Source organism: Amycolatopsis sp. N2S4-7, assembly GCF_058119595.1.
The window spans coordinates 272,085-296,148 of the sequence record NZ_CP172299.1; the positions used below are offsets into that span (position 1 = coordinate 272,085).

A 24,064-nucleotide genomic window follows, 5' to 3' on the forward strand; every position below is an offset into this window, starting at 1 on the left:
GAGCGCGGTTGGCCGGCTAGGGCGCGATCTGGCGCTGGGAAAAGCGCTTGGCGGGGGAGGGCGCGATCTGGCGGCGGGGGCGCGGTTGGCCGGCTAGGGCGCGAGCTGGCGGCGGGGAACGCGGTTGGCCCGCTAGGGCGCGATCTGGCGCTGGGAAAAGCCCTCGGCTGGCTAGGGTGCGACCTGGCGGCGAGGGACGCACCTGGCCGGCCAGGGCCTTACCCCCGCACCTCGGCCGGTCACGAGGTGCGGACCGGGAGCACGATCGCCGACGGGTGGCCGGGGTCGTGGTGGACCTCCTGGTCCGCCGCGCGCAGCGTGACCGCGGTCGCGTGGGGCTCGCCGGTGCCGGGATTGCGGGCGTAGCGCGGGAAAGCGCCGCTGGAGACCTGGACCCGGATGCGGTGCCCGCGCCGGAACCGGTGGGCCGTCGGCCACAACCGCACCGGGACGGCGGCGAGCTCGTCCGCGTCCGTGAGGCTGGTGAGCCCGTCGCAGACGTTGACCGAACGGCCGTCCGGGCCGACGTCGCAGAGCCGGACGAAGACGTCGGCGAAGGGCAGGCTCGAGCGGAACCAGATCTCCGCGCTCACCTCCCCGATGACCTCGACGTCCTCGTCCAGCACGGCCGTGGTGTAGGTCAGGACGTCCGCGCGGGCTTCCAGCGCCGCGTTGTCCACCCGGCCGGCGTCGGGGGCCATGCGGACGCCGCCGGCCGCCGGGGTCGGGTCCGCCGGGTCGTAGCGGTAGCCGTCGGGCTCCGACGCGCCCGGCGCGCCCGGCGTCAGCGTGCCGCCGGACCCGAGGTGGAACCGTTGCGGCGCATAGCCCTCCGGCGGCCATGACGCGAAGTCGCGCCAGGCTTCCTCGCCCATCACGAACAGCCGGACCGGCGCCCGCTCCGGCGGTTCCTCGCCGCGGGCGTGGGCGAGCCCGAACCCGAGGGTTTCCCGGAGCGTGGTGCCGAAGCCGGCCAGCAGGTCGGGCCGTCCCGCGTGGGTCCACGGCCCGACCGTCAGCCGCGGCCGCCGTCCCGCGTCCTGCAGGGTCCGGAAATCGCGGAGCTGGCCGGGCAGGAAGATGTCGTACCAGCCGCCGATCGAGCTGACCGGCACGGTGACGTCCGCGACGCGGTCGCGGTGGTTGATCGCGGCCCACCGCGGGTGGTTCCCGGGGTGGGCCAGGACGTCCTGGATGTAGTCGGAGCGGTGGCCGATCGCGACGACGTCGGCCCGGCCGAGCGGCAGCGTGTTCAGCGCGCGGTTCAGCTTCTTCGCCTGGGCGCGCTGCCGCAGCAGCGCGAAGCGGCGCTCCTGGACCGCGACCTGGACGCCCCAGCCGAACGGCGTCTCCAGCGAAAGGCCGTCCTCCCGCAGGAACTCCAGCGTCAGCCCGGATTCGGTGATCTGGGGGATCATCGCCTTGACCTGCGGCGGCAGGCGGTCGGCCACCGCCCACTGCACGTAACCCAGGTAGCTGCCGCCGACGAGCACCATCGCGTCGCCGAACCACGGCTGCCGCACGACCCACTCCAGCGTCGCGACGCCGTCCTCGCGTTCCTGCCGCAGCGGGTCGAAGACGCCGCCGGAGCCGAAACCGCCGCGGGTGCTCTGCATGAGCACCTGGAAGCCGCGCTCCGCCAACGGCCTGGCCAGCACCGTGCCGAACACCCCACGGCGGCCGTAGGGACTGCGCAGCAACGCGGTCGGCAGCCCGTCGCCGCCGGTGCGCGGCGCCCACCGGTCGGCCAGCAGCTCGGCGCCGTCGGCCATCGGGACGCGCAGGTCCCGCTGGACGGTGAGGTCGCGCGTGACCGGCGGGGGCAGCTTGAGCAGACGCTCGATGAGGTGGCTGATCGGGTTCACCGGCCGGGCTCCTTCGTGATCATCGCCGTGACGACCGACCGGAGCAGCGTGTGCCGGTCGGCGAACTCCTCGGGATCGAGCGGGTCCGGCCCCTCGATGACCCACGTGTTGACGACCGCGGCGGCCCCGCCGGTCAGGAAGAGGGCCAGGTCCTCGACCCCCCGCGGGCCGAGCCGGTCGCCGTGCCGGCCGATGAGCTGCCGGTTGAGCGGCAGGAACAGCCCGGTCAGCGCCTTGTTGAGGGCGAACGCCGACGAGCTGGTCAGCAGGGCCCGGTAGAACCGCCGGTGCGCGGCGAAGTGCCGGGCCAGCGCGAGCATCGACTCGCGGGAGTCGTCGGGGTAGGTGGCCCGGGCGAGCTCGTCCAGCAGTTCGCGGCGGACGAGGTCGAGCGCGGCCTCCAGCACCAGCGCGTCCCGGTCCCCGAACTGCTGGTAGAGCACCTGGCGGCTGACGTCCGCCGCCTCGGCGATGTCGGAGACGGGGACGGCTGCCGAGTCCCGCTCGCTGACGAGCTCGACGGCGGCCCGCATCAGCGCGGCACGCGACCGGCGCACCCGCCGGTCCTTGGCGGGGGCTTCGGTCGTCCAGTCGGCCTCCACGCCGTAGATAATGGACAGCTGTCAATAAAAAGGCAAGTGTTCATCAGGGGGCCGGTTCGTCGCCGGGCGGCGGGTGCGAGCATGCAGCCATGACGTCGACGATGCGGGCCTTCGTGCTCACCGGGCCGCGGGAGTTTTCGGTGCGGGAAGTCCCGGTGCCCGAGGCCGTGGCGGGGGAGGTCGTCGTCGACGTCGAGCGGGCCGGCGTGTGCGGGACCGACGTCGAGTTCTTCACCGGCGAGATGACCTACCTGCACCAGGGCCACTCCGCGTACCCGATGCGGCTCGGGCACGAGTGGGCCGGCACGGTCACCGCGGTGGGCGACGGCGTGGATCTCGCCTGGCTCGGGCGCCGGGTCATGGGCGACACCATGCTGGGCGACCGGACCTGCCGCCGCTGCCGGAAGGGCCACCAGCACACCTGCGAGAACCGGCAGGAGGTCGGCATCCGCGGCGGGCGGCCGGGCGCGCTGGCCGAGAAGCTCGCCGTTCCCGCGTGGTCGCTGCACGCCCTGCCCGGCTCGGTGGACGCCGTGCTCGGCGCGCTGGTCGAGCCGGGCGGCAACGCGCTGCGCGCGGCGCGGGCGGCCGGAGCCGGTGCCGGCGACCGGGCCCTCGTGCTCGGGCCCGGGACGATCGGGCTGCTGACCGCGATGTTCCTGCGGGCGGCGGGCGCCGAAGTCCACCTCATGGGCCAGGACGGCGACACGTTCGCCCGTGGCCTGGGCTTCGAGCACGTCTGGACCCGCGACACGCTCCCGGACCTGCCCTTCGACGCGGTCGTCGACGCCACCGGCGCCGCCGACCTGCCCGCGCTCGCCGTGGACCTCGTGGAACCCGCCGGCCGGGTCGTCTGCATCGGACTGGCCGGCCGCCCCAGCCGGCTCGACACCCGGGCGCTGGTGCTGAAGGACGTCACGGCCGTCGGCGTCCTGTCCGCCTCACCCGGGCTGGCCGAAACCATCGCCGCCTACGCGAGCGGCGCGGTCGACCCCCGCCCGCTCGTCGCGGCGACCGTCGGCCTCGGCGAAGCCGGCGCGGTGCTGGCCGGGGAGCGGGTGGCGGGCGGGGGCCCGAAGATCCACATCGACCCGCGGCGCTAGGCCGGGACGCGCGGGGACGCGAGGGTCGTGGTGCGGGTGCGGCCGCGCAGGGTGACGTCCTCGGTCGCCGTCCACTGGGCTGCCTCGTCCGTGGCGGCGGCTTCGACGGCGGTCCAGGAGGCGAGCAGGCGGCCCGGCGCGTTCTTGGCCAGCTCGGTCAGCCGGGCGGCTTCGTTGACCGGGTCGCCGATCACCGTGTACTCGAAACGGCGCGGGTCGCCGACGTTGCCCGCGACCGCGTCCCCGGTCGCGACGCCGATCCCGGCCGGGCCGTCGGGGACCTCGGCGGCCAGCCGGCGGGCGATCGCGCGGCCGGCGGCGAGGGCGCAGGTCGCGTGGTCGCCGAGCGGGGCGGGCGCGCCGAAGACCGCCAGGGCGGCGTCGCCGACGAACTTGTTGACCAGCCCGTGGTGCCGGTCGACCTCGTCCACCACGACCGCGAAGAACCGGTTGAGCAGCTCGACGACCTCCTCGGGCGGGCGGCTCGCGGCCAGCGTCGTCGACCCGACGATGTCGACGAACAGCACCGACACCGTGCGCACGGAGCCGCCGAGCGCGGTGCTGCCCTCGGACGTCCGCATGGCCTCGGTCGCGACCTCGTGGCCGACGTGCCTGCCGAACAGGTCGCGCAGCCGTTCCCGCTCGGCCAGCCCGGCCGCCATGTCGTTGAACCCGGCCTGCAGCAGGCCGAGCTCGGTGCCGTCGTAGACCGGGATCCGGACGTCGAAGTCGCCGGCCCGGACGCGGGCGAGCGCGTCCCGCACCGAGCGGATCGGGTTCACCACGGCGCGGGCGGTGAACACCGTGACCAGCAGGCCGAAGCAGAGCACGACCAGGCCGAGGGCGATCACCGACACGGCGAGTTTCGTCGTGGAGACGTCGCCGCGCACCCACGCCAGCACCGCGGTGACCACCAGCCCGGCCACCGGCACCCCGGTGCCCAGGCACCAGAACAGCAGCATCCGCAGGTTGACGCCGCCGTTGACCGGGCGCGGCTCGGTGGTGTCGGCGAGGGCGAGCGCCGCGTACGGCCGCAGCGCGAACTCGCCGAACAGGTAGGCGATCGCGCAGACGACGACGGCGGCGAAGGCGACGACCAGGAGCTCGGTCAGCATCACCTTCGGCTGGACGAGCGCGGCGAGCCCGCCGAACAGCAGCGTCGCGATACCCCACAGCACGGCCTGGACGACGGTGAGCCGCAGCGGGACGCGCAGGCTCGCGGCGCGTTCGGCGTCGGTCGGGCGGCGACCGTCGGCGGCCCAGCGCAGGGTCCGCAGCGCGCCGCGGGTGCCCCAGAGCGTGCCGGCGACGACCGCGGCGACGACGTACACCGGCACCGCGACCGCGGTGACCCGCAGGAGGTCGCCGGACATGCCCGGGGCCGGCATGAGCAGGGCCGCGAGCCCGACCACGACCAGGGCGCCGATGACGTTGGTGGCGATCAGGGCCGCGGTGAGCAGGCGCTGGACGCGCCGGCGCAACGCGGCGACGTTCTGGCCGAGTGGCCCGAGCAGCCCGGAGCCGAAGGGGCCGGGCCGGGCGGGGGAGTCGCTGGGTGAGAGCACCGGTTCCTGCCGATCGAGGCGATTGAGTGAACGAATGTACACCGAAACTGGCTCCGGGTGCGAGCAGCCGGCCTCGGCGTGTCCGGCGTCCCGCGTCCCGGTGTGCACCCGGCCGAGTATGTGTTACGGTTGGTAACAGTGAACTGCGGTAACACCTGACGAGGAGGTCGGTCGTGACGAGCATCAGCGAACCGGGCGTGTCGGACCGGGAGGCCGTGGCGCGGCGCCTGCTCGACTCGTCGGAGCAGCTCTCCTACGACCCGGTCAAGGAGGTCGACTGGGAGACGCCGCTGGACACCGCCCACCACGGCGCGAGTCCGGAGTGGAGCACGCTCTATGGCACCTCCTACTGGGCCGAGATGACGCCGGAGCAGCAGCGCGAGCTGACCCGCCAGGAGGCGGCGTCGGTGGCCAGCACCGGGATCTGGTTCGAGATGATCCTGCAGCAGATGGTGTTGCGCGACTTCTACGCCAAGGACCCGACCGATCCGGCGTTCCAGTGGGCGCTGACCGAGATCGCCGACGAGTGCCGGCACTCGATCATGTTCGCCCGCGGCGCGGCGAAGCTGCGCGCGCCCGCCTACCGGCCGCGCCGGTTCGTCGTCGAGCTGGGCCGGGTCTTCAAGGCCACCGCCACCGGCGAGGCGGCTTACGCGGCGATCCTCGTCGCCGAAGAGGTCCTCGACGTCATGCAGCGCGACTGGATGCGCGACGAGCGCGTGGCCCCGTTCGTGCGCACCATCAACAACATCCACGTGGTCGAAGAGTCGCGCCACATGAAGTTCGCCCGCGAGGAGACCCGCGAGCGGCTCGAGGGCGCCGGCTGGCTGCGGCGGCAGATCAACGGCCTGGTGGTCGCGATCGCGTCGTACTTCATCGTCACCAGCATGGTGAACGCCCGGGTCTACGAGAACGCCGGGCTCGACGGCAAGCGGGCGCGGCGCGAGGCGAAGGCGAACGAGCACCACAAGTCGATGCTGCGCTCGAGCTGCTCCGGGCTGATGGAGTTCCTGCACTCCGCCGGACTGCTGACCAAGCCGTCGCTGTGGTTCTACCAGCGCGCGCACCTCATCTGACGCCATGGCCTTCGCGATCACCCAGACGTGCTGCGCCGACGCGACCTGCGTGTCGGTCTGCCCCGTCAACTGCATCCACCCGACGCCGGACGAGCCGGGCTTCGGGCGCACGGACATGCTCTACATCGACCCGGCCACGTGCATCGACTGCGGCGCCTGCGCCGACGCCTGCCCGGTCGACGCGATCTTCCCGGCCGGCGACCTGACCGGGCCGCTGCGGGCGTACGAGGAGATCAACGCGGAGTACTACGCGGGACAGGACGTGCTCGCCCAGGCCACGGCCGCCCCGAACTTCCACCGGTGGGCGCCGCCGGAGTTCGGCCGGATCCTGCCGAGCGACTTCGCGCCGCTGGACGTCGCGGTCGTCGGCACCGGCCCGGCGGGGATGTACGCCGTCGAGGACCTGTTGCTGCACACCAACTCCCGGGTCACGCTGATCGACCGCCTGCCGGTGGCCGGCGGCCTGATCCGCTACGGCGTCGCGCCCGACCACCCGTCGACGAAGAAGATCGGCGAGACGTTCGCGCGGCTCCACGACCACCCGCGGCTCCGGCTGCGCCTCGGCACCGAAGCCGTCCCCGACGAGCTGGCCGCCCAGTACGACGCCGTGCTCTACGCGGTCGGCGCCACCGAAGCCCGGCGCCTCGGCGTCCCGGGCGAGGACCTGCCCGGCAGTCTGCCGGCGGCGGCCGTGGTGGGCTGGTACAACGGCCACCCGGACGCCGTGCCCGTCGACCTCTCGGCCGAGCGGGTCGTCGTGGTGGGGACCGGCAACGTCGCCCTCGACATCGCCCGCATCCTCACGGCGGACCCGGATTCCCTGGCGGGGACGGCGATCGCGCCGTCCGCGCTGGCCCGGCTGCGGTCGGCCAAGGTGCGCGAGGTGGTGCTGCTGGCCCGCCGCGGCCCGGAGACGGCGGCCTGCACCCGGCCGGAACTGCTGGCCCTGGCAGCCCGCGGCAACCTGGTGGTGGACACCCACGACCCGCGCATCGAGACGGCGATCGACGAAGCCGCACCGGGGGACAAGGCGGCACTGCTGCAGGGGGTGCCGCGGTCGGTGGTGGACTGGTCGTCCCCGCCCCCGGACGGCCGCCGGATCGTCCTGCGGTTCCATTCGTCGCCGGTTTCGTTCCGCGGTGACACGGAGGTCCGAGGGGTGGTCGCCTCGGGCCCGGCGGGCGAGGTGGAGATCCCGGCGGGCCGCGTGATCCGCGCGGCGGGCTTCCGCGGTGCCGCGGTGCCGGGGCTGCCGTTCGACGAGGAGACGGGGACCGTGCCGAACGTGGCCGGCCGGGTTTCGGGCGTGCCGGGGACGTACGTGGCCGGCTGGATCAAGCGCGGCCCGTCGGGAGGCATCGGGGCGAACAAGGCGTGCGCGCGCGAGACGGTGGGGGCGCTGCTGGAGGACGCGGTCGAGGGGCGGCTACCGCGGCGGCGGCGGACCGGCTTGCGCGCCAGACTCGGCGGCCGCGCTTGAACCGCGGGGGAGACCCGGCGCGGTGATTGGTGGGCCGGTTTCCGTTGGCTCGCCCACGTTGGCGCGCTTCGGGCAGAGCGCCCCAACGTGGCGTTCGATGCGTGGGATGCGCCGAACGCCGCGTGGGGTGCGTTGGGCGCACCGAACGCCGCGTGGGGTGCGTTGGGCGCGCCGAACGCCGCGTGGGGTGCGTTGGGCGCACCGAACGCCGCGTGGGGTGCGTGGGGTGCGTGGGGCGCACCGAACGCCGCGTGGGGTGCGTGGGGCGCACCGAACGCCGCGTGGGGTGCGTTGGGCGCACCCATCGCCACCTTGGGGTGCGTGAGCCGGTACCCCTACCGGCTTTCCGGCAGGCACCAGTGCGGCCCGGTCGTCCAGCCGAGGAGCCGTCGCCCCGGTTCGCCCGCGACCCGGCCGTCCGGCTTGAAACGGCCGCCCGCGACCGTGTGGGCCAAGCCCGTCACCGCCGGGCCGAAGCGGTCCTCCAAACCCGCTTCCGTCACCAGCTCGCCGAGCCGGTCCACCGCCTCCTGCTGCTCGGCCGGGGTACAGAAGCTCAAGAAGAAGATCGCCTGCCGCCAGGCGTAGGCGATGTTCTTGATCCGCTGCCGGCCCTCGTGGTGGTGGTTCACCCGCATCGCCAGGCGGCGCACCACCCACGCGAACACCTCCCCGGCCAGCCCCGGCCCCGCCTCACGCAGCCGGGGCCGCAGGTCCAAAGCCTCGACCAGCACCGCCAGGTTGTGCGTGGTGAGGATCTGGCTCTGCTCGAGCACCGTGCCGTTGGCCGCGACGAAACCGGAGCGGCCGTTACGGGCTTCGGCCGCCCGGGCCGTGCAGACCGCCGCGAAGTCGTCGGCCGTCCGGTGGCCCAGGGCGCGGGCCCAGCGCGAGCGCGGGGCCTCCGGCGGCGGCCACGCCGGCAGGTCGTAGTACCGGGCGTAGAGCGTGCCCGCCATGACCTGGCTCGTGACCGCCGCGGCGGTGCGCCACTTCGGGGTGAACGTGCCCATGAAGATGTCGGCCGCGACCTCCTCCACCAGCGGCATCGGCAGCCCCGCCTGCTTCGCCAGCGCGCCGAGCTCGCGGACCAGCGTGTTCGGCAGGATCGCCTGCGGGAACGAGCCGAGGGCCAGCAGCACCGTCTGCGTCAGCGTCTGGCGGGCCGCCCGGGCGGCGTCGGGACGGCGCACCCGGAACGGCTCGAGCGCCCGGACCCACGGCAGTTCCTCGAGCCGGATCTGGTGCTCGAGGTCGAGCAGCAGCAGCCCGCGACGCCGCCGGAAGGCCGCGTAGGTCTGCGCGTAGAGCGCGGCCAGGGCATCGTCCTCGAAGTTCGCCGCCAGCAGCTGCGCGGTGATCTGCGGCAGGACCGTCGCCAGCACGTCGGCGGACGTGATGACGTCGCGGGCGACCAGTTCCCCGATCGGTGCCTCCAGCGCCCGCGCCACCTTCGCGACCAGGTGCGCCGGGATGGCGTGCCCCGAGCCGGTTTCCGCGGCGATCGGGTCGAGCGCGGGGAGGCCGCCGTCGGCGGGGTAGTCGTCGAGCCGCACGGCCAGCACGGCCGCGAGCTCGGCGTACGTCGGCCGCGCGGCCACTTCCGCCTGCCCGGACCGCAGCGCGGCCCGCCGCTGCGAGCCCGGCTCGCCGTGCTTGGTGACCGTGTTGGCGAGGGCACGGCGGATCCAGCCGACGTCCCGGCCGGTGAGGCGGGTGCTGTCGTGCTCGCAGGCCAGCAGCGCGCGGCGCAGCCGGGCGAAGTTGCTCTTCGGGTGCCGGTGGGCGGTCGACGCGGTGTGCCGCGCACTCGCGGCTTCGTAGTCGGCGAGCCACCGCGCGCGCCGCTGCGTCCAGCCGGCCGGCCACGTCCGGCACGGCCAGCCGCCGGTGACGGTGGTCCCGGTCAGCCGCGGCAGGTCGCCGTCGACCGTCTCGGCCCAGAGGGCGACCAGCCGGTCGAACAACGGGTGCCAGATCCGCAGGGTCTCGAGCATGGCCGCGATCGCGGGCTTCGGTGCCGCCGAACGCAGGTTCTCGCGGACCTCGCCGACGGTGCTCAGCCGCACCAGTGCCCCGGCCGGCCGGGGCGCCGCGCCCGGGGGCGGGGCCAGGCGCAGCCGGTGCAGCAGCGGGCGCAGCTCGGCGACCAGGTCGAGCGCCGCTTCGGCGTGCCCGTGGTCGAGCAGCCAGGCGACGACCGGCAGCGCGGCGTCCTCGGGAACCGCGATCCGGTAGGCCTCGGTGGCCAGTGCGGCACGCAGGGCGGCGAGCCCGGCGTCGGTGAGGTACCAGAGGTTGAGCTCCTCGCGCTCGGTGGTGGCCGGCGCGCCGGCGGGGAGCTCGTCCGGGCGCACCGGGACCTCGGCGAGGTACCGGCCGGTGGCGAACCCGCCGTGCGCGACCTCGAGGGTCACCCACGCCGGGGTGTCCGCGACCGGCGTCCGCGACCCGGCGCGGAGAGTGCCGTCGGCCATGCCGTCGAGGACGTCCTGCCACCGCCCGGCCTTCGCCCGGGCACGACGGCGGGTTTCGCCGTCCTCGGCGGACGCCGCGGTGCGCAGCGCTCGTTCGAGCTGCCCGTAGGCGTAACCGGGCGACGCTTCGTGCGCCATGGACCCTCCCCCTGGTGGAAAACGAGACTTGGAGGCAGGAGTCGAACCTGCGCCTTCCCGGAGAACAGCCGGGTGTTCTGCCTGCTGAACTACTCCAAGGTGCGGGGGTGGACATGGAGGCGGGACTCGAACCCGCGCCCTCCCGGTCCCGAGCCGGGCGATCTACCCCTGATCCACTCCATGTCGTTTCCCCGCCGGGGCAGGGTAATCGGCCGGGACGGCGCGGCGCGACCTACTTTCCGCCGCTGCCGAGCCGGTGCAGGAGTGCGGCGGCGAGGGCCGTCCGTTCCAGCATCCCCGCGACGCTGATGTGTTCGTGCCGCGCGTGCGCACCGTCACCCACCGCGCCGAAGCCGTCCAGGACCGGGTGACCCAGTGCTGCCACGAAGTTGCCGTCGCTGGCTCCGCCCACCGAGCACTCGTGCAGCGTCACCCCGAGTTCGGCCGCCAGTTCGCGGGCCAGGCCGTACAGCTCGGCGATCGGCTCGGAGCGCTCCATCACCGGCCGGTTCCAGCCTCCCTCCACCGTGATCGTCGCGCGCGGGTCGCGGGCCGAAAGGGCCGCCAACGCGGTGTCGACGCGGGTGGCCTCCGCCTCGCTCGCCACGCGGACGTCGATTTCGCCCGAAGCCGCGCCCGCGATCACGTTCTGCCGGGTTCCGCCGGAGATCACGCCGACGTTCACCGTCGTGCCGGTGTCCGGTGAGGACAGTGCGTGCAGCGCCAGCACCGCCCGCGCCAGCTCGTCGATCGCTCGCGCCCTTCGCCGGGTCGAGGCCGGCGTGGGCTTCGACGCCCTTCGCGTGCACCTTGAACAGCCCGACGCCCTTGCGGGCGGTCTTCACCGCGCCGTCGGCGCTCGCCTCGAACACCAGCGTCGCGCGGGTGCCCGCGGCGGCCTCCTCGATCACCGGCCGGGAGGCCGGGCTGCCGATCTCCTCGTCGCCGTTGAGGACCAGCCGCACGGCCGGGCGCGGCAGCCCGGCCGCGTCGAGCGCGCGCAGCGCCCACACGGCGTGGACCAGCCCGGACTTCATGTCGAAGATCCCCGGCCCGGTCGCGCGGTCGCCGTCCACCGTGAACGGCCACCCGGCGAGCGTGCCGAGCGGCCACACCGTGTCGTAGTGGCACAGCAGCAGCACCGGCGCGCCGGTCCCGGCGAAGTCGTAGACCTTGACGTCGCCGTACCGCCCGCCGCCGACGTCCCGGACGGCCGCGGGCGGGCCCAGGCGGGACCGCAGCCAGCCGTCCACCCAGGACAGCCCGCGGTCCAGGGCGGCCTTGTCGTCGCTGGGTGTTTCGATGCCGACGTAGGCGGCGAGGTCGGCCAGGAGGTCGTCGCGGTGGGCCGACACCCACTCGTGCAGTTCGCGGATCACAGCGCTCGCTCCAGTTCGGTCAGGTGGTTCTCGGACATCGGGACGGCGCCGGTCTCGACGTCGCGCAACCGCGCCAGCACCGCCCGCAGCAGCGGCACCCGGGCCGCCGCGAGCACCGGCGCGTAGTGCTCGTGCACCTCGACCGGGCGGTGCCGGACGGCGATGTCCCGCCAGATGCCGCTGCGGTCCTTCGGCTGGGTCCGCAGCCAGGCGACCAGCCGGTCGGTCGCCTCCTCGCGGCCGGCCGCGCCCGGCAGGTAGGCCGCCGGGTCGAACTGGTCGAACGCCTCCAGGACCCGGTCGCCGGCCGCGGCGAACACCTCGGCCGTCAGGGCGTGCATCAACGGGCGGTGCCGGTCGATGAGGTCGGCCATCGGCGCGTCGGCCAGGGCCGTCGTGGTGAGCATCGCGCCGAAGCCGAGCTTCGCCCACAGATAGCCCTCGACGTTGGCGGTCGCCTTCGCCGGGCCCCAGGCCTGCAGGTCGGCGACGACTTCCTCGACGCGGCCGGTGATCCGGCCGTCCGGTTCGCCGACGACGAGCGCGCCGGGGCCGCCGTCCCGCACAACGCCGGGTTCGACGACGTCGGCGAACAGGTTCACGAACGCCCCGACCGTCCGTTCCGGACCGACGTGGGAGGCGATCAGCGGCTCGTTCAGCCCGTTCTGCAGCGACACGACGAAGCCGTCGTCCGCCAGCCGCGGCGTCAACCACTCCAGCACGGCCCCGGTGGCCTGGGCCTTGACCGCCAGGAGCACCCGGCCGAGCGTCGGCGGAGCGTCCTCGGGCACGAACGCGGGCAGCTTGACCGTCTCGTCGCCGCCGGGGCGCCGCAGGGTCAGGCCGCGCCCGGTGAGCGCGGCGACGTGCGCGGCGTCGGCGTCCACTATGGACACCGGGTGCCCGGCCCGAGCGAGGTGGAAGGCGATCGTCCCGCCGATCGCACCACCGCCGACCACCGTGTAGGAGCGCCGGTCAACCATGGGCTTCCTTCCCTTGCTGCACGGGGGTTTCCCCGGTCCAGTGCAGCGGCAGCCCGGCCGCGCCCGCGGTCGACCCGCCGTCGACGCGCAGGACCGCGCCGGTGATCCAGGCCGCCTCGGGGCCGGCGAGCCAGAACACCGCATCGGCGATCTCGCGCGGTTCGCCGCGCCGGCCGAGCGGGTTCACCGAGACGGCCGCCGCGTACGCCTCGGTGACCGGGTTGGCCTCGCTGTCGACGGTGACGAAGCCGGGACTGACGGCGTTCACGCGGATGCCGTGCGGGCCGAGTTCCACCGCGCAGGCCTTCGTGACCATCTCCAGCGCGGCCTTCGACGTCGCGTAGTGCGCGGCGCCGGGACGGGCCCGGGTGGCCGCGCCGGAGGAGATGTTGACGACCGCGCCGGGGGTCCCGGCGGCCGCGTGCGCCCGGCCGAACGCGACGGTCGTCAGCAGCGCGGCCCGCACGTTGACGTCCTGCACGCGGTCCCAGACCGCCGCGGTCATCTCCAGCAGGGGAGTGGCCGGGTAGATCCCGGCGGCGTTGACGAGCACGTCGACCGGCCCGGCGCGCTCGACGAGCCCTTCGGCGAACGAGACGTCGGCGAGGTCGCCCGGGAGTTCGCGCACCTCCGGGCCGAGCCGGGAGGCCACTGTGGACAGTTCGGCGGGGCGGAGGTCGGACAGGACGACGCGGTCGCCCGCGGCGGCGAAGCGGTCCGCGACGGCGGCGCCGATGCCGCCGCCGGCGCCGGTGACGAGCACGGTCCGCACTACAGTTCCGTCCCCTTCGTCTCGGGCATGGTGAGGTAGACCGCGACGCCGATCAGCGCGGCGGCCGCCACGTAGACCCACACGAGGTGGCCGAGGTGGTTCGCGTTGAGCCAGGTCGTGACGTAGGGCGCGGTGCCGCCGAAGAGCGCCACGGCGAGGGCGTACGGCAGCCCGATGCCGGTGGTGCGGACCTCGGCCGGGAACTGCTCGGCCATGATCACCGCGCAGTTCGCCGAGTAGCCGACGATCAGGACGAGCCCGATCAGCTCGATGACGAACACGCTCCAGAACCCGTTGGCCAGGAAGTGGAACGCCGGCCACGCGAACACCACGAAGCCACCGGCGAACACCGTCATCGTCGCCTTGCGCCCGAGCCTGTCGGACAGCAGGCCGCCGAACGGCAGCAGCGCGATGAACACGACCATGGCGAGGGTGTTGGCCAGCAGCGCCGTCTTGAGCGGGATGCCGGTGGCCAGGTGCGCGTACGCCGGCATGTACGAGACCCACACGTAGTAGATCAGCGTCCCGGCGATGGTCACCCCGGCGACGCGCAGCGCGGCACCCGGGTGGTCGCGCAGCATCGCGACCAGCGGGTTGCGCCGCGGCGTCCCGGCCAGCCGGGTGAACGCCTCGGTCTCCTGCACCGACACGCGCAGCCAGAGGCCGACCAGGCCGAGCAGCCCGGCGAGGCCGAACGCGAGCCGCCAGCCCCAGCCGTGCAGGTCGGCGTCGGACAGCGTCGAGTTGAAGATCGTGCCCATCAGCGAGGCGAGCAGCGAACCCAGGCCGACCGACACCTGCTGCCACGAACCGGCGAACGCGCGCCGCCCGGGCGCGGCCGACTCGATGAGGAACGCCGAGGACGAGCCGAACTCGCCGCCCGCGGAGAAGCCCTGCACGAGCCGGGCGAGCAGCAGCACGATCGGGGCGAGCACGCCGATCTGCGCGTACGTCGGGCACAGCGCGATGACGATCGACGCCCCGGCCATCAGCGAGATGGTCAGGGTGAGGCCCTTCTTGCGGCCCCGGCGGTCGGCGTACGCGCCGAGCACCGCGCCCCCGACGGGGCGCATGACGAACCCGACGGCGAACACGGCCAACGTCGACAGCAGCGCCGTCGTTTCGGTGCCCCCGGCGAAGAACTGCCCGGCGAAGACCGGGGCGAAGGTCGCGTAGACGGCCCAGTCGACCCACTCCACGGTGTTGCCGACGGCGCCGGCGACGATCGCCTTGCGCTGCCGCGCCGTCAGCCGGTGCGAGACGGCGGTGGTGTCCGCAGTGGTCATGACGCCTCCGCCAGGACGTGGTCGACGATCTGCGCGTGCGTGGCGAACCAGACGCCGTCGTGGCCGGTGATGTGGTCGAGGAGCTCGGCCAGGATCGCGAGCCGTGAGCGGTGCCCGATGATGTGCGGGTGCATCGTGAGCTGGAAGATCCCGCCGTCGGCGTAGGCGGCGTCGAACTCGTCGCGCCAGATCGAGAGCACGCCGCGCGGCGGGGTGTAGGGCCGCAGCGCCGCGAACCGGTCCATCATGAAGTACGGCGCGTCGTCGCGGATCCACTCCACCGGCAGCTCGACGACGCCGGTGGGTTCGCCGTGCTCCAGCAGCTCGTAGCAGTCGTCGTCGGCCATCAGCGACGAGTCGTACCGCAGGCCGAGCTCGCGGGTGATGGCGAGGGTGTGCGCGGAGAAGTCCCACGACGGCGTCCGGATGCCGACCGGCCGGGTGCCCGTGAGGCGTTCGAGGACGTCGGCGGCCCGGAACGCCAGGTCGCGTTCCTCGGTCTCGGTGAGCGCGGTGTTGCGTTCGTGGATCCAGCCGTGCAGCGCCACCTCGTGCCCGGCGTCCACATAGGACTTGACCTCGCCGTCGTGCAGCAGCGCCGACACGGCGGGCACGAAGAACGACGCGGGCGCCTCGTAGCGCCGCAGCAGCTGGAGGATGCGGGGCACGCCGACGCGGGCGCCGTACTCGCCCTGGGCGAGCTTGCCGGGCAGGACTTCGCCGTCGCGCAGCGCGGGGGTCTCGTGGTCGGAGTCGAAGGACAGGGCCACCGCGACCTTCGCGCCGCCGGGCCACGCCGCCGGGCGCAGCGGGCGGCCCGCCCGGACGTGCTCGACGTGCCCGCGCCACGTCGCTTCGTCCCAGCGCCAGGGTTGTCCGGTCATGCGTCCTCCCGGCCGGCGGCGGGCGTCGGGGCCCACGCGCGCTTGAGCGTCGAAACCTGCAGGGTCACGTCGGCCTCCCGGAGCCCGGGCAGCGCGCCGACGACGTCGGTGGTGTGGCGGTACAGCTCGCCGTAGTGGCGCAGGACGATCTGGCCGACGAGGTTGAACCGGCCGGTGGTGGCGCTCAGGTACTTCGTGCCGGGGTGGGCGGCGAGCTGCTGCCCGGCCCGGTCCAGCTCGCCGGGCAGCACCGAGAGCCAGAGCATGAACTCCAGCGCGAAGCCGAACATGGCCGGCTCGGCGAGCGTCCGGAAGCGCAGGCAGCCGCGGCGCACGAGGGAGTCGACGCGGCGGGCGACGGTGGACTCGCTGGTGCCGACCTGCCGGGACACCTCTTTGAACGGCAGCCGCCCGTCCTCGCCGAGCGCCGCACAGATGGCCAGGTCCAGCTCACCCAGCTGCTCGGGCGGGCGTTCCCAGTGCTGTTCCTCGAACGGCCGGACGTCGCCGCCGCGCAGCTCGGACACCGCCTCGGCGCTCAGCTCGCCGGAGTCCCAGTCGTGGTTGGAGGTGAACGTGCGCATGACGGCGAAGGTCTCGGCGTCGTGGACGTCGCCGGCGCCGGGGAAGCCACCTCGCTGCAGGTGCGCGACGTCGCCGTAGGAGGGCAGGACGAACTCGGCGGAGCAGTCGGCACTGCCCGCCAGGACGGTCGCGTAGCGCACTTCGGGCCGCGCGGCGAGCGCTTCGGCGACGCCGGCCGCCGTGCCCGGGCGGCACCGCAGCCGCGCGAGCACCGGCACGCCGAGGCCGCACCGCAGCACGTCGACGACGCCGATCACCCGCAGCCGGCCGCTGTCGGTGAGCTGCGCGGCGCGCCGGAGGACGGTGGATTCGCTCGCGCCGACGTGCCGCGCGATGGCGCCCCACGACGCCCGGCCGTTGAGCTGCAGCGCCGCGACGATGCGCCGGTCGAGTTCGGATCCCTTGCCTTCGATCTGCACGAGACGCATCCTGAATGCAGGAAATCGTCAAGTCAAGGGAAGCAGGTGCAGGAAAGCTGCAATCAGGCGAGGTCCTCGTCGAGGGGCCTGGGCCGGCCGTAGCCGCGCTGGACGGCGGCCGCGACGACGGCGTCCTGCTGCTGCGGGTCCAGCACGCGTGGCGCGCCGAGCGTCGCGGCCCGGACGTACAGGCCGCAGGCCCACTCCAGGAGCAGCGCGTTGTCCACCGCGGCCTCGAGCGTCGGGCCGTGGGCGATCGCGCCGTGGTTGGCCAGCAGGGCCGCCGCCTTGCCGTCGAGCGCCGCGAGGGTCCCGGCGGCCAGCTCGGGCGACCCGAACACGGCGAACGGCGCGACCCGGATCGCGCCGCCGAGCGCGAGCTGCTGGTAGTGCACGCACGGCAGTTCGTCGAGCACCAGGGAGACCGCGGTGGCCTGCGGGGAGTGGGTGTGCACCACGGCGCCCGCGCCGTAGCGCCGGTAGATCCCCAGGTGCAGTTCCAGCTCCGACGTCGGCGTCAGCTCCCCGGCGACCACCTCGCCGTCCAGGTCGACGACGGTCACGTCGTACGGCGTGGCCCGGCCCAGCACCACGCCCGTCGCGGTCACCGCCACGTGCTCGCCCGTCCGGACGCTGACGTTGCCCGCCGTCCCGATCAGCAGGCCCTCGCCGGCCAGGCCGTGACAGGCCCTGGCCACGGCCCGCCGCGCCTCGTCGAGAACCGAACTCCCCACCACCATGGAGCGAGGCTAGGATAAAAGCGAATCAAAGTCACGTTCAGGTTGGGAGCGCGATGACCGGGCCGGACCCGATCGAAGCGGGGGTCCGGCTGCGCCGGGTGCCGCGTCAGGCGCGCTCGCGGCAGAAGCTGGCCCGGGTGCTGGCGGCCGCGGACCGGCTGCTCGCCGAGGAAGGCGTCGAGGCGCTGACGACGACCCGGGTCGCCGCCGAGGCCGGCGTGTCCGTGGGCGCGCTCTACCAGTACCTGCCGGACCGGGACGCCATCACCGAAGCACTGGCCGACGTCTACCTCGCCCGGCTGGAAGACCTGATGGACTCCTTCGCCGCGCGGGCGGCCCAGGAGGCGTGGGACGACCCGGTCGGCCTGCTCGTCGACGCCTTCGCCGGGCTCTACCAGGCCGAACCGGGCTTCCGGGCCCTGTGGTTCGGCCGCGGGCTCACCGACGGGACGCGCGAAGCCGACCTCGCGCACAAACGCGTCATGGCCACCGGCGTCCACCGCATCCTCGTCGCCCAGCACCTGCTGCGCGACGACGCCGAGGCGGCGACCGCGTGCCGCACGGCGTTCCTCGCCGCGGACGCGGTCATCCAGGAAGCGTTCCGCGGCGACCCCGCGGACGCGGCCGGGCTGCTCGAGCAGCTCAAGGCGATGCTGCGCGCGTTCCTGGTCCGGCTGCCTTCCTGACCGCCCCCGTCAGCCCGCCTTCGGGGCCTGCAGGCTCCAGGTCCGGCCGTCGGGGTCGCGGACCGTCATCTCGCGCGTGCCGAAGTGGGTCTCTTCGAAGGGGCTGACGACCTCGACGATGTCGTCGGCCTCGAAGCCGCCGGGAACCTTGAACACGACCTGCGTGCGGGGCTCCTCGGACTCGGGCACCTCGGCGATGAACAGGTAGGGACCGTCGCCGGCGCGGAGCTGGCCGGAGTTGTGGTCGGTCGCGAACTCCAGCTCGAACCCCAGCGACTGGAAGAACTTGGCCGCCTTGCCCCAGTTGTGGGTCGTCAGGTACACGGCCTCGATGCCCTCGGTCGTCATGTCAGCTCTCCTCTTCGGGTGCGGGGTCACGGGGGTGGTCGAGGTAGGCGCGCAACGCCTCGGCGACCAGCGCCGAAAGCGAGAGCTCCGCTTCCACGGCGTGGTGCTTGACCCGCCGGATCAAGCCGACCGGCAGGTACACGTTGAACTGCTTGACGTCCTCATCACCCACGGCCTGAGGCTAGCGTGCTCCCCGGGCGGGTGTATAACGGCCTACCCGGCGCGTCTGGGACGAACTGTGGGTGTCGAACCAGTCTTCCGATAGCTAATCCGGGTGTACACCATCGGGTCATCACGACGTCGGACGGTGGTCATCTGCCGAATTTAGCGTTTGCGGGCCTTTCGCCCTCGCGGAAGGAAACGGTCCTTTCGGAAGAGGTGACACATGGCTGGTCCACTCGACGCTGCCGCGGGTCCGGCGCCGTCGCGCCGGCAGGTCCTCCTGGCGGGCACGGCCGCGCTCGGCGCCGCCGCCCTGTCCGGGATCCCCGCCGCGGCGGCCGAAGGCGCCGGGTCCGCGCCGGTCCGGGCGCCGTTCACCCTGGGCGTGGCCTCCGGCGACCCGCTGCCCGGCGGCGTGGTGCTGTGGACGCGGCTCGCGCCCGAGCCACTGGCGGCCGGCGGCGGGATGCCCGCCCGGCCGGTCCCGGTGAGCTGGCAGGTCGCCGAGGACGAGCGGTTCCACCGGGTCGTCGCGGCCGGTGCGGAACTCGCCCGCCCGGAATCGGCGCACGCGGTGCACGTCGAGGTGCCCGGGCTGCGGCCCGGCGCGGAGTACTTCTACCGCTTCCGGACCGGGCGGGAGCTGAGCCCGGTCGGCCGGACGAAGACCGCGCCGCGGCCGGGCGCGCGGACGGGCCGGTTCGCGTTCGCCTTCGCCAGCTGCCAGAACTACCCCGAGGGGTACTACACCGCCTACCGGCACCTGGCGGAGGAGGACCTCGACCTGGTCGCGTTCCTCGGCGACTACATCTACGAGGGCGGCGCGCAGGGCACGATCGGCCGGGGCCACGCGCCGGCCGCGGAGACCTGGACCCTGGCCGACTACCGCACGCGCCTCGCCCAGTACAAGAGCGACCCGGACCTGCAGGCCGCCCACGCCGCCTTCCCGTGGGCGGTCGTGTTCGACGACCACGAGGTGGAGAACAACTGGGCGGGGGACATCTCCCAGCCCGACACCGAACCCGACCAGGACCCGGCGGTGTTCCGGCAGCGCCGCGCGGCCGCGTTCCAGGCCTACTTCGAGCACATGCCGCTGCGGCGCGCCCAGCGTCCGGTGGGCCCCGACATCCGGATCCACCGGCGGCTGACGTTCGGCGACCTGGCCGACCTGCACCTGCTCGACACCCGCCAGTTCCGCGACGACCAGGAGGTGACGCCCGAGCAGCGGCTCGACCCGGACCGCACGATCCTCGGGCAGGCGCAGAAGGAGTGGCTGCTGCGCAATCTGGCCGGGCGGACCGCCCGGTGGAACATCCTGGCCCAGCAGGTGTTCTTCTCCGCGCGCGACTTCACGGCCGGCCCGGGGACGAGCTTCAGCGACGACGCCTGGGACAGCTACCCGGCCGAGCGCGACCTCGTGCGCGACCACCTGGCCCGGGCGAGCAACCCGGTGGTGATCACCGGCGACGTCCACGCGAGCTACGTCGCCGACATCAAGGCCGACTTCGCGAACCCCGCCTCGGCGACCGTGGGCACCGAACTCGTCGGCACGTCGATCACCTCGGGGGGCGACGGCGTCGACCAGAACGCCGGCGACGCGGTGCAGCTGCGGGAAAACCCGCACCTGAAGTTCGTCAACCGCAAGCGCGGCTACGTCCGCAACGTCGTCACCCGGGCCGAGTGGACGGCCGACTACCGCGTCGTCGACCACGTCTCCCGGCCGGGTGCCCCGGTGTCGACCCGGGCGAGCTTCGTCATCGCCGACGGCGAACCCGGCGCCGACCCCCGGTAGCCGCGGGGCGCGTCCGGAGCCAGAATCACCCCTCGTGACCACTCCGGACGCGCCACCGGCGCGCACTTCCGAGTACCGGGCGTTGCTGCTGCGCGAACGGGTCTACGGCGGCATCACCTGCCTCAGCACGCTGCTCGTGCTCGCCGGGGCCGCGAGCCCGTGGGCCGCGGTGCTCGACCTGGTGATCGCCACCGGCGGCATCTGGGCGGCGAGCCTGTTCGCCGAGTACCTCTCCCACCTCGCCCTCCACGAGGGCGACGGCGAACGCGTCGACGTCCGGCTGCTGCTGCGCGCGAGCGGCCAGATCCTCGAAGCGGCCGTGCTGCCGGCGATCGCCCTCGTCGCCGGGGCGCTCGGCGTCGTCCCGTTCCCGGTCGCCCTCCGGGTGAGCGTGGGCGTGCTCGTCGCCGAGATGGCGGTGTTCTCGCTGCTGGCCGTGCGCCGGACCCGGCTGCCGTGGGGCAAGCAGCTCCTGCTCGTCGCCGGGCTGGTCGTGTTCGGCCTCGTCGTGATCCTGCTGAAAACGGCCAAGTGACCGAAGTTCCGCCGACCGCCGCTTGACGGGGATCTCCCGGAAGTCAACAATTCATCCGTACCACCGAATGTTAACGCTAACATATTCGATCGTTTTCGACGACGAAGTCGGAGCCACGCCATGAAGCTGCGCCGCGGGTTGTTGTCCGCGCTCCTGCTGATCGCCGGAGCAGCCGTCCCGGGAACGGGGATCGCCGAGGCGAGCCCGGCCGTGCCGGAGGTCGCGGCACCCCCGCCGGCGATGGGCTGGGCGTCGTGGAACACCTTCGCCGCCAAGATCGACTACAACGTCATCAAGGCGCAGGCCGACGCGCTCGTGACGTCGGGGCTGAAGGCCGCCGGCTACAGCTACGTCAACATCGACGAAGGCTGGTGGCAGGGCACCCGGGACAGCGCCGGGAACATCACCGTGGACACCGCCGAATGGCCCGGCGGCATGAAGGCGATCGCGGACTACCTGCACGGCAAGGGGCTGAAGGCGGGCATCTACACCGACGCCGGGCGGGACGGCTGCGGCTACTACTACCCGACCGGGCGGCCCGCGGCGCCCGGCTCCGGCAGCGAAGGCCACTACCTGCAGGACATGCTGCAGTTCCAGCGGTGGGGCTTCGACTTCGTCAAGGTCGACTGGTGCGGCGGCGACGCCGAGGGCCTCGACCCGGAGAGCACCTACCGGGCGATCAGCGACGCCAACCGGGCCGCGGCCGCGCAGACCGGGCGCGAGCTGGTGCTCTCGATCTGCGACTGGGGCAAGAAGAACCCGTGGAACTGGGGCGCCGGCACGGCCCCGATGTGGCGGACCAGCACGGACATCATCTACTACGGCCAGGCCGCGACCCTGCCGCAGGCGCTGACCAACTTCGACCAGGCGCAGCACCCCGTGTCGCAGCACACGGGGTACGTCAACGACCCCGACATGCTCACCGTGGGCATGCCCGGGCTGACCGCCGCGCAGGGCCGGACCGAGCTGGCCATGTGGGCGGTCTCCGGGGCGCCGCTGCTGGCGGGCAACAACCTCGCGACGATGAGCGCCGAGACGGCGGCCGTCCTGAAGAACCGTGAAGTCATCGCCGTCGACCAGGACCCGCGGGGCCTGCAGGGGGTGAAGGTCGCCGAGGACGCCGCCGGGCGCCAGGTCTACGGCAAGGTCCTCAGCGGCTCCGGCAAGCGCGCGGTGCTGCTGCTGAACCGGACGTCGTCGGCGGCGACGATGACGGCGAGGTGGGCCGACCTCGGCCTGGCCGCGGCCCCGGCGAAGGTGCGGAACCTCTGGGGCGCCCAGGATGCCGGCACCTTCGGCACGGGCTACAGCGTGAACGTCCCGCCCAACGACTCGGTGCTGCTGACCGTCCAGGGCACCGACGCCGCGTCGGCGAGCTACCCGGCCGACGGCTCGCGGTTCACCGGGATCACCGCGGCCGCCACCGGCCTGGCGGTCGCGACCTTCGGCTACCGCGCGACCACCGCGCAGACGGCCGCCCTCGCCGTGAACGGCCAGCAGCCGACCGTCGTCGCCTTCCCGTCGACGGGCGGAGCCGTGAAATCCGTCTCGGCCGTGGTCTCCCTGGGCAAGGGCAACAGCAACGCCCTGACGTTCTCGGGCACCCCGCCGCAGCTCACCGGCGTCTCGATCCTGCCGCTGCCCGGGAGCGACGGCGTCCAGCTGACGGGTGTCCAATCAGGACGCTGCCTCGACGTGGACGACAACAGCATCGCCAACGGCGTCCAGGCGCAGCTGTGGGACTGCGCCGCGGGGCCGAACCAGACCTGGGTGCCGGTGCGCGGGCAGCTCGTCGTCAACGGCACGAAGTGCCTCGACGCCTACGACAGCGGGACGGCGAACGGCACGTCCGTGGTCGTCTGGGACTGCAACGGCCAGCGCAACCAGCAGTGGGCGGTCAACGCGAACGGGACCGTCACGAACGCGGTGTCCGGCCTGTGCCTGGACGCCAGCGGCGCGGGCACCGCGAACGGCACGAAGATCATCCTCTGGGCCTGCGGCGGTGGGGCCAACCAGCAGTGGACCCGGCGGTGACTCAGGCGGTCGAATCCCGGATCACCAGCCGGCACGGCCGGGTGTGCCGGCCGGGGGAGGGCTCGCCGTTGATCGCCGCCAGCAGCATCTCGGCGGCGGTCCGGCCGAGCGCCTCCAGCTCCATGTCGACGCTCGTCAGCGGCGGCTGGCAGGCCAGCGCCATCACGTCCCAGTTGTCGAAGCCGACCAGGGCGACGTCTTCGGGCACGCGGCGGCCCGCCGCGCCCACGGCGTCGGCGACGCCGCGGGCGATCTGGTCGCTGCCGCAGAACACGGCGTCGAAGGCGGTCCCGGCGCCGAGCAGCATCCGCGCCGCCTGCCGGCCCCACGCCTCGCTCCACTCGCCGAACATCGGGGCGCCGGCCAGGTCGAGCCCGGCCTCGCCGAGCCGTTCGGCGGCCGCGTCGGCGCGCACCGTCGCCGAGTGGTGCCGCTCGGGGCCGGTGATGTGGGCGACCCGGCGCCGTCCGGTGGCCAGCAGGTGCTCGACGGCCTTGCGGGCGCCGCCCGCCTCGTCCGGCACGACGGAACAGTCGTGCGGGTCGGTGGAGCTGATGAAGGCGTACACCACGGGGATGGGCAGCCCCGCGCCGATCGGCGCCCGGGACTTGGTCCGGCGGCCGGTGACGATGATGCCGTCGACCCGGCGGGACAGCAGGGTGCGCAGGTAGTACTGCTCGCGGATCGGGTTGTCGCGGGCGTCGCAGAGGAAGACCGACATCTCGCCGGCGCCGAGGGCGTCCTCCGCGCCCATCATGAGCGGGATGCTGAACCGGCCGATGGTGTCGGTGGTGATCATGCCGACCGTGTAGGTCCGCCCGGAGTTCAGCGTCACGGCCGCCCGGTTCGCCTGGAAGCCCAGCTGCTCGGCCGCGGACAGCACCCGCTGCCGGGTCTCCGCGCGCAGCGACCCGCGGCCGTTGAGCGCCTTCGACGCGGTGCCGACCGAGACGCCGGCCAGCAGGGCGACCTCGCTGATCGTGGCCGGCTTGGCGAGGTTTCCGGGAGTTTCCGAAATTTTCCGCGGTGGCATGAGTGGCACAGTACCTCCGCCGGTCGCCGCTGACCAAAAGTAACGCCGCTGACTGCGAGTATCAAGCCTTGACTTGCCGGTGACGGACGGCCTAGCTTGGTTCGGCAACCGGTTTCCTAA

At 73.6% G+C, this 24,064-nt stretch carries 21 protein-coding genes, 2 tRNA genes and 1 pseudogene; 7 read left to right on the top strand and 17 right to left on the bottom strand.

Annotated features, from left to right (window positions below; translation table 11 throughout):
• Window positions 1-239 precede the first annotated feature (239 nt).
• Window positions 240-1,865 carry a CocE/NonD family hydrolase gene (locus ACH54P_RS01315; protein ID WP_489910445.1) on the bottom strand — a complete coding sequence of 542 codons (1,626 nt, stop codon included), beginning with the start codon at window positions 1,863-1,865 and terminating at the stop codon, window positions 240-242.
• On the bottom strand, window positions 1,862-2,467 hold the full coding sequence (locus ACH54P_RS01320) for a TetR/AcrR family transcriptional regulator (RefSeq protein WP_489910446.1): 606 nt from the start codon (window positions 2,465-2,467) through the stop codon (window positions 1,862-1,864). The genes ACH54P_RS01315 and ACH54P_RS01320 overlap by 4 nt, the downstream gene beginning before the upstream one ends.
• A gap of 89 nt (window positions 2,468-2,556) precedes the next feature.
• Between ACH54P_RS01320 and ACH54P_RS01325 the strand changes: the two genes are divergently transcribed.
• On the top strand, window positions 2,557-3,570 hold the full coding sequence (locus ACH54P_RS01325; RefSeq protein ID WP_489910447.1) for a zinc-dependent alcohol dehydrogenase: 1,014 nt from the start codon (window positions 2,557-2,559) through the stop codon (window positions 3,568-3,570).
• Here ACH54P_RS01325 and ACH54P_RS01330 read toward each other — a convergent pair.
• Window positions 3,567-5,135, bottom strand: a complete 1,569-nt coding sequence (locus tag ACH54P_RS01330; protein ID WP_489910448.1) for an adenylate/guanylate cyclase domain-containing protein — start codon at window positions 5,133-5,135, stop codon at window positions 3,567-3,569. The two genes, ACH54P_RS01325 and ACH54P_RS01330, sit on opposite strands and share 4 nt — an antisense overlap.
• 173 nt (window positions 5,136-5,308) lie before the next feature.
• Here ACH54P_RS01330 and ACH54P_RS01335 point away from each other — a divergent pair, with 173 nt between their 5' ends.
• Window positions 5,309-6,211: an AurF N-oxygenase family protein gene (locus ACH54P_RS01335; protein ID WP_489910449.1), complete on the top strand. Its 903-nt coding sequence runs from the start codon at window positions 5,309-5,311 to the stop codon at window positions 6,209-6,211.
• A 4-nt stretch (window positions 6,212-6,215) separates the two neighbouring features.
• Window positions 6,216-7,691 (top strand): FAD-dependent oxidoreductase, encoded by a 1,476-nt coding sequence (locus ACH54P_RS01340; RefSeq protein ID WP_489910450.1) that lies wholly within the window; start codon window positions 6,216-6,218, stop codon window positions 7,689-7,691.
• A gap of 335 nt (window positions 7,692-8,026) precedes the next feature.
• Here the strand turns inward: ACH54P_RS01340 and ACH54P_RS01345 are convergent, their stop codons facing one another.
• The 11 genes and pseudogenes from ACH54P_RS01345 to ACH54P_RS01395 form a co-directional block, all read right to left on the bottom strand.
• On the bottom strand, window positions 8,027-10,306 hold the full coding sequence (locus ACH54P_RS01345; RefSeq protein WP_489910451.1) for a hypothetical protein: 2,280 nt from the start codon (window positions 10,304-10,306) through the stop codon (window positions 8,027-8,029).
• 26 nt (window positions 10,307-10,332) lie between these two features.
• Window positions 10,333-10,405, bottom strand: a tRNA-Asn gene (locus ACH54P_RS01350).
• Window positions 10,406-10,414: 9 nt separating this feature from the next.
• A tRNA-Pro gene (locus ACH54P_RS01355) sits at window positions 10,415-10,489 on the bottom strand.
• Between the two features lie 49 nt (window positions 10,490-10,538).
• Window positions 10,539-11,036, bottom strand: a complete 498-nt coding sequence (locus tag ACH54P_RS01360; protein WP_489910452.1) for a M20/M25/M40 family metallo-hydrolase — start codon at window positions 11,034-11,036, stop codon at window positions 10,539-10,541.
• A gap of 166 nt (window positions 11,037-11,202) precedes the next feature.
• Window positions 11,203-11,685, bottom strand: a pseudogene (locus ACH54P_RS01365) (M20/M25/M40 family metallo-hydrolase); the annotation flags it as partial.
• Entirely contained in the window at window positions 11,682-12,668 is a 987-nt protein-coding gene (locus ACH54P_RS01370) for a ketopantoate reductase family protein (RefSeq protein ID WP_489910453.1), read from the bottom strand. The pseudogene ACH54P_RS01365 and the gene ACH54P_RS01370, both read right to left, overlap by 4 nt.
• A complete protein-coding gene (locus ACH54P_RS01375; RefSeq protein ID WP_489910454.1) occupies window positions 12,661-13,440 on the bottom strand; it encodes an SDR family NAD(P)-dependent oxidoreductase in 780 nt (259 codons plus the stop codon). Before ACH54P_RS01375 ends, ACH54P_RS01370 begins: the two co-directional genes overlap by 8 nt.
• A complete protein-coding gene (locus ACH54P_RS01380) occupies window positions 13,440-14,726 on the bottom strand; it encodes an MFS transporter (protein ID WP_489910455.1) in 1,287 nt (428 codons plus the stop codon). The genes ACH54P_RS01375 and ACH54P_RS01380 overlap by 1 nt, the downstream gene beginning before the upstream one ends.
• Entirely contained in the window at window positions 14,723-15,610 is an 888-nt protein-coding gene (locus ACH54P_RS01385; RefSeq protein WP_489910456.1) for a polysaccharide deacetylase family protein, read from the bottom strand. The genes ACH54P_RS01380 and ACH54P_RS01385 overlap by 4 nt, the downstream gene beginning before the upstream one ends.
• Complete coding sequence (locus ACH54P_RS01390) at window positions 15,607-16,614, bottom strand: Lrp/AsnC family transcriptional regulator (RefSeq protein ID WP_489910457.1); 1,008 nt, start codon at window positions 16,612-16,614, stop codon at window positions 15,607-15,609. The genes ACH54P_RS01385 and ACH54P_RS01390 overlap by 4 nt, the downstream gene beginning before the upstream one ends.
• A 62-nt stretch (window positions 16,615-16,676) precedes the next feature.
• Entirely contained in the window at window positions 16,677-17,354 is a 678-nt protein-coding gene (locus tag ACH54P_RS01395) for a class II aldolase/adducin family protein (protein WP_489910458.1), read from the bottom strand.
• Window positions 17,355-17,407: 53 nt separating this feature from the next.
• On the opposite strand from ACH54P_RS01395, the gene ACH54P_RS01400 reads away from it, so the two are divergent.
• Complete coding sequence (locus ACH54P_RS01400) at window positions 17,408-18,040, top strand: TetR/AcrR family transcriptional regulator (protein ID WP_489910459.1); 633 nt, start codon at window positions 17,408-17,410, stop codon at window positions 18,038-18,040.
• Window positions 18,041-18,049: 9 nt separating this feature from the next.
• On the opposite strand, the gene ACH54P_RS01405 is transcribed toward ACH54P_RS01400, so the two are convergent.
• Window positions 18,050-18,388, bottom strand: coding sequence for a VOC family protein (locus tag ACH54P_RS01405; RefSeq protein WP_489910460.1), 339 nt, complete (start codon window positions 18,386-18,388; stop codon window positions 18,050-18,052).
• A 1-nt stretch (window position 18,389) separates the two neighbouring features.
• Window positions 18,390-18,560 (bottom strand): CopG family transcriptional regulator, encoded by a 171-nt coding sequence (locus ACH54P_RS01410; protein WP_489910461.1) that lies wholly within the window; start codon window positions 18,558-18,560, stop codon window positions 18,390-18,392.
• A 213-nt stretch (window positions 18,561-18,773) separates the two neighbouring features.
• Between ACH54P_RS01410 and ACH54P_RS01415 the strand changes: the two genes are divergently transcribed.
• The 3 genes from ACH54P_RS01415 to ACH54P_RS01425 all read left to right on the top strand — a co-directional run bounded on the left by ACH54P_RS01415 (window position 18,774) and on the right by ACH54P_RS01425 (window position 22,911).
• Complete coding sequence (locus ACH54P_RS01415; RefSeq protein WP_489910462.1) at window positions 18,774-20,342, top strand: alkaline phosphatase D family protein; 1,569 nt, start codon at window positions 18,774-18,776, stop codon at window positions 20,340-20,342.
• A gap of 34 nt (window positions 20,343-20,376) precedes the next feature.
• Window positions 20,377-20,877 carry a hypothetical protein gene (locus ACH54P_RS01420; protein ID WP_489910463.1) on the top strand — a complete coding sequence of 167 codons (501 nt, stop codon included), beginning with the start codon at window positions 20,377-20,379 and terminating at the stop codon, window positions 20,875-20,877.
• Window positions 20,878-20,997: 120 nt separating this feature from the next.
• Window positions 20,998-22,911, top strand: a complete 1,914-nt coding sequence (locus ACH54P_RS01425; RefSeq protein WP_489910464.1) for a glycoside hydrolase family 27 protein — start codon at window positions 20,998-21,000, stop codon at window positions 22,909-22,911.
• Between the two features lies 1 nt (window position 22,912).
• Here the strand turns inward: ACH54P_RS01425 and ACH54P_RS01430 are convergent, their stop codons facing one another.
• Window positions 22,913-23,944 (bottom strand): LacI family DNA-binding transcriptional regulator, encoded by a 1,032-nt coding sequence (locus ACH54P_RS01430; RefSeq protein ID WP_489910465.1) that lies wholly within the window; start codon window positions 23,942-23,944, stop codon window positions 22,913-22,915.
• Window positions 23,945-24,064 lie beyond the last annotated feature (120 nt).

What these genes read in the sequence shown, in the direction of transcription:
- ACH54P_RS01415 (WP_489910462.1), top strand. Translation starts at nt 18,774, where the DNA reads ATGGCTGGTCCACTCGACGCTGCCGCGGGTCCGGCGCCGTCGCGCCGG.
- ACH54P_RS01340 (WP_489910450.1), top strand. Translation starts at nt 6,216, where the DNA reads ATGGCCTTCGCGATCACCCAGACGTGCTGCGCCGACGCGACCTGCGTG.
- ACH54P_RS01395 (WP_489910458.1), bottom strand. Translation starts at nt 17,354, where the DNA reads ATGGTGGTGGGGAGTTCGGTTCTCGACGAGGCGCGGCGGGCCGTGGCC.
- ACH54P_RS01430 (WP_489910465.1), bottom strand. Translation starts at nt 23,944, where the DNA reads ATGCCACCGCGGAAAATTTCGGAAACTCCCGGAAACCTCGCCAAGCCG.
- ACH54P_RS01400 (WP_489910459.1), top strand. Translation starts at nt 17,408, where the DNA reads ATGACCGGGCCGGACCCGATCGAAGCGGGGGTCCGGCTGCGCCGGGTG.
- ACH54P_RS01380 (WP_489910455.1), bottom strand. Translation starts at nt 14,726, where the DNA reads ATGACCACTGCGGACACCACCGCCGTCTCGCACCGGCTGACGGCGCGG.
- ACH54P_RS01405 (WP_489910460.1), bottom strand. Translation starts at nt 18,388, where the DNA reads ATGACGACCGAGGGCATCGAGGCCGTGTACCTGACGACCCACAACTGG.
- ACH54P_RS01425 (WP_489910464.1), top strand. Translation starts at nt 20,998, where the DNA reads ATGAAGCTGCGCCGCGGGTTGTTGTCCGCGCTCCTGCTGATCGCCGGA.
- ACH54P_RS01345 (WP_489910451.1), bottom strand. Translation starts at nt 10,306, where the DNA reads ATGGCGCACGAAGCGTCGCCCGGTTACGCCTACGGGCAGCTCGAACGA.
- ACH54P_RS01385 (WP_489910456.1), bottom strand. Translation starts at nt 15,610, where the DNA reads ATGACCGGACAACCCTGGCGCTGGGACGAAGCGACGTGGCGCGGGCAC.
- ACH54P_RS01370 (WP_489910453.1), bottom strand. Translation starts at nt 12,668, where the DNA reads ATGGTTGACCGGCGCTCCTACACGGTGGTCGGCGGTGGTGCGATCGGC.
- ACH54P_RS01325 (WP_489910447.1), top strand. Translation starts at nt 2,557, where the DNA reads ATGACGTCGACGATGCGGGCCTTCGTGCTCACCGGGCCGCGGGAGTTT.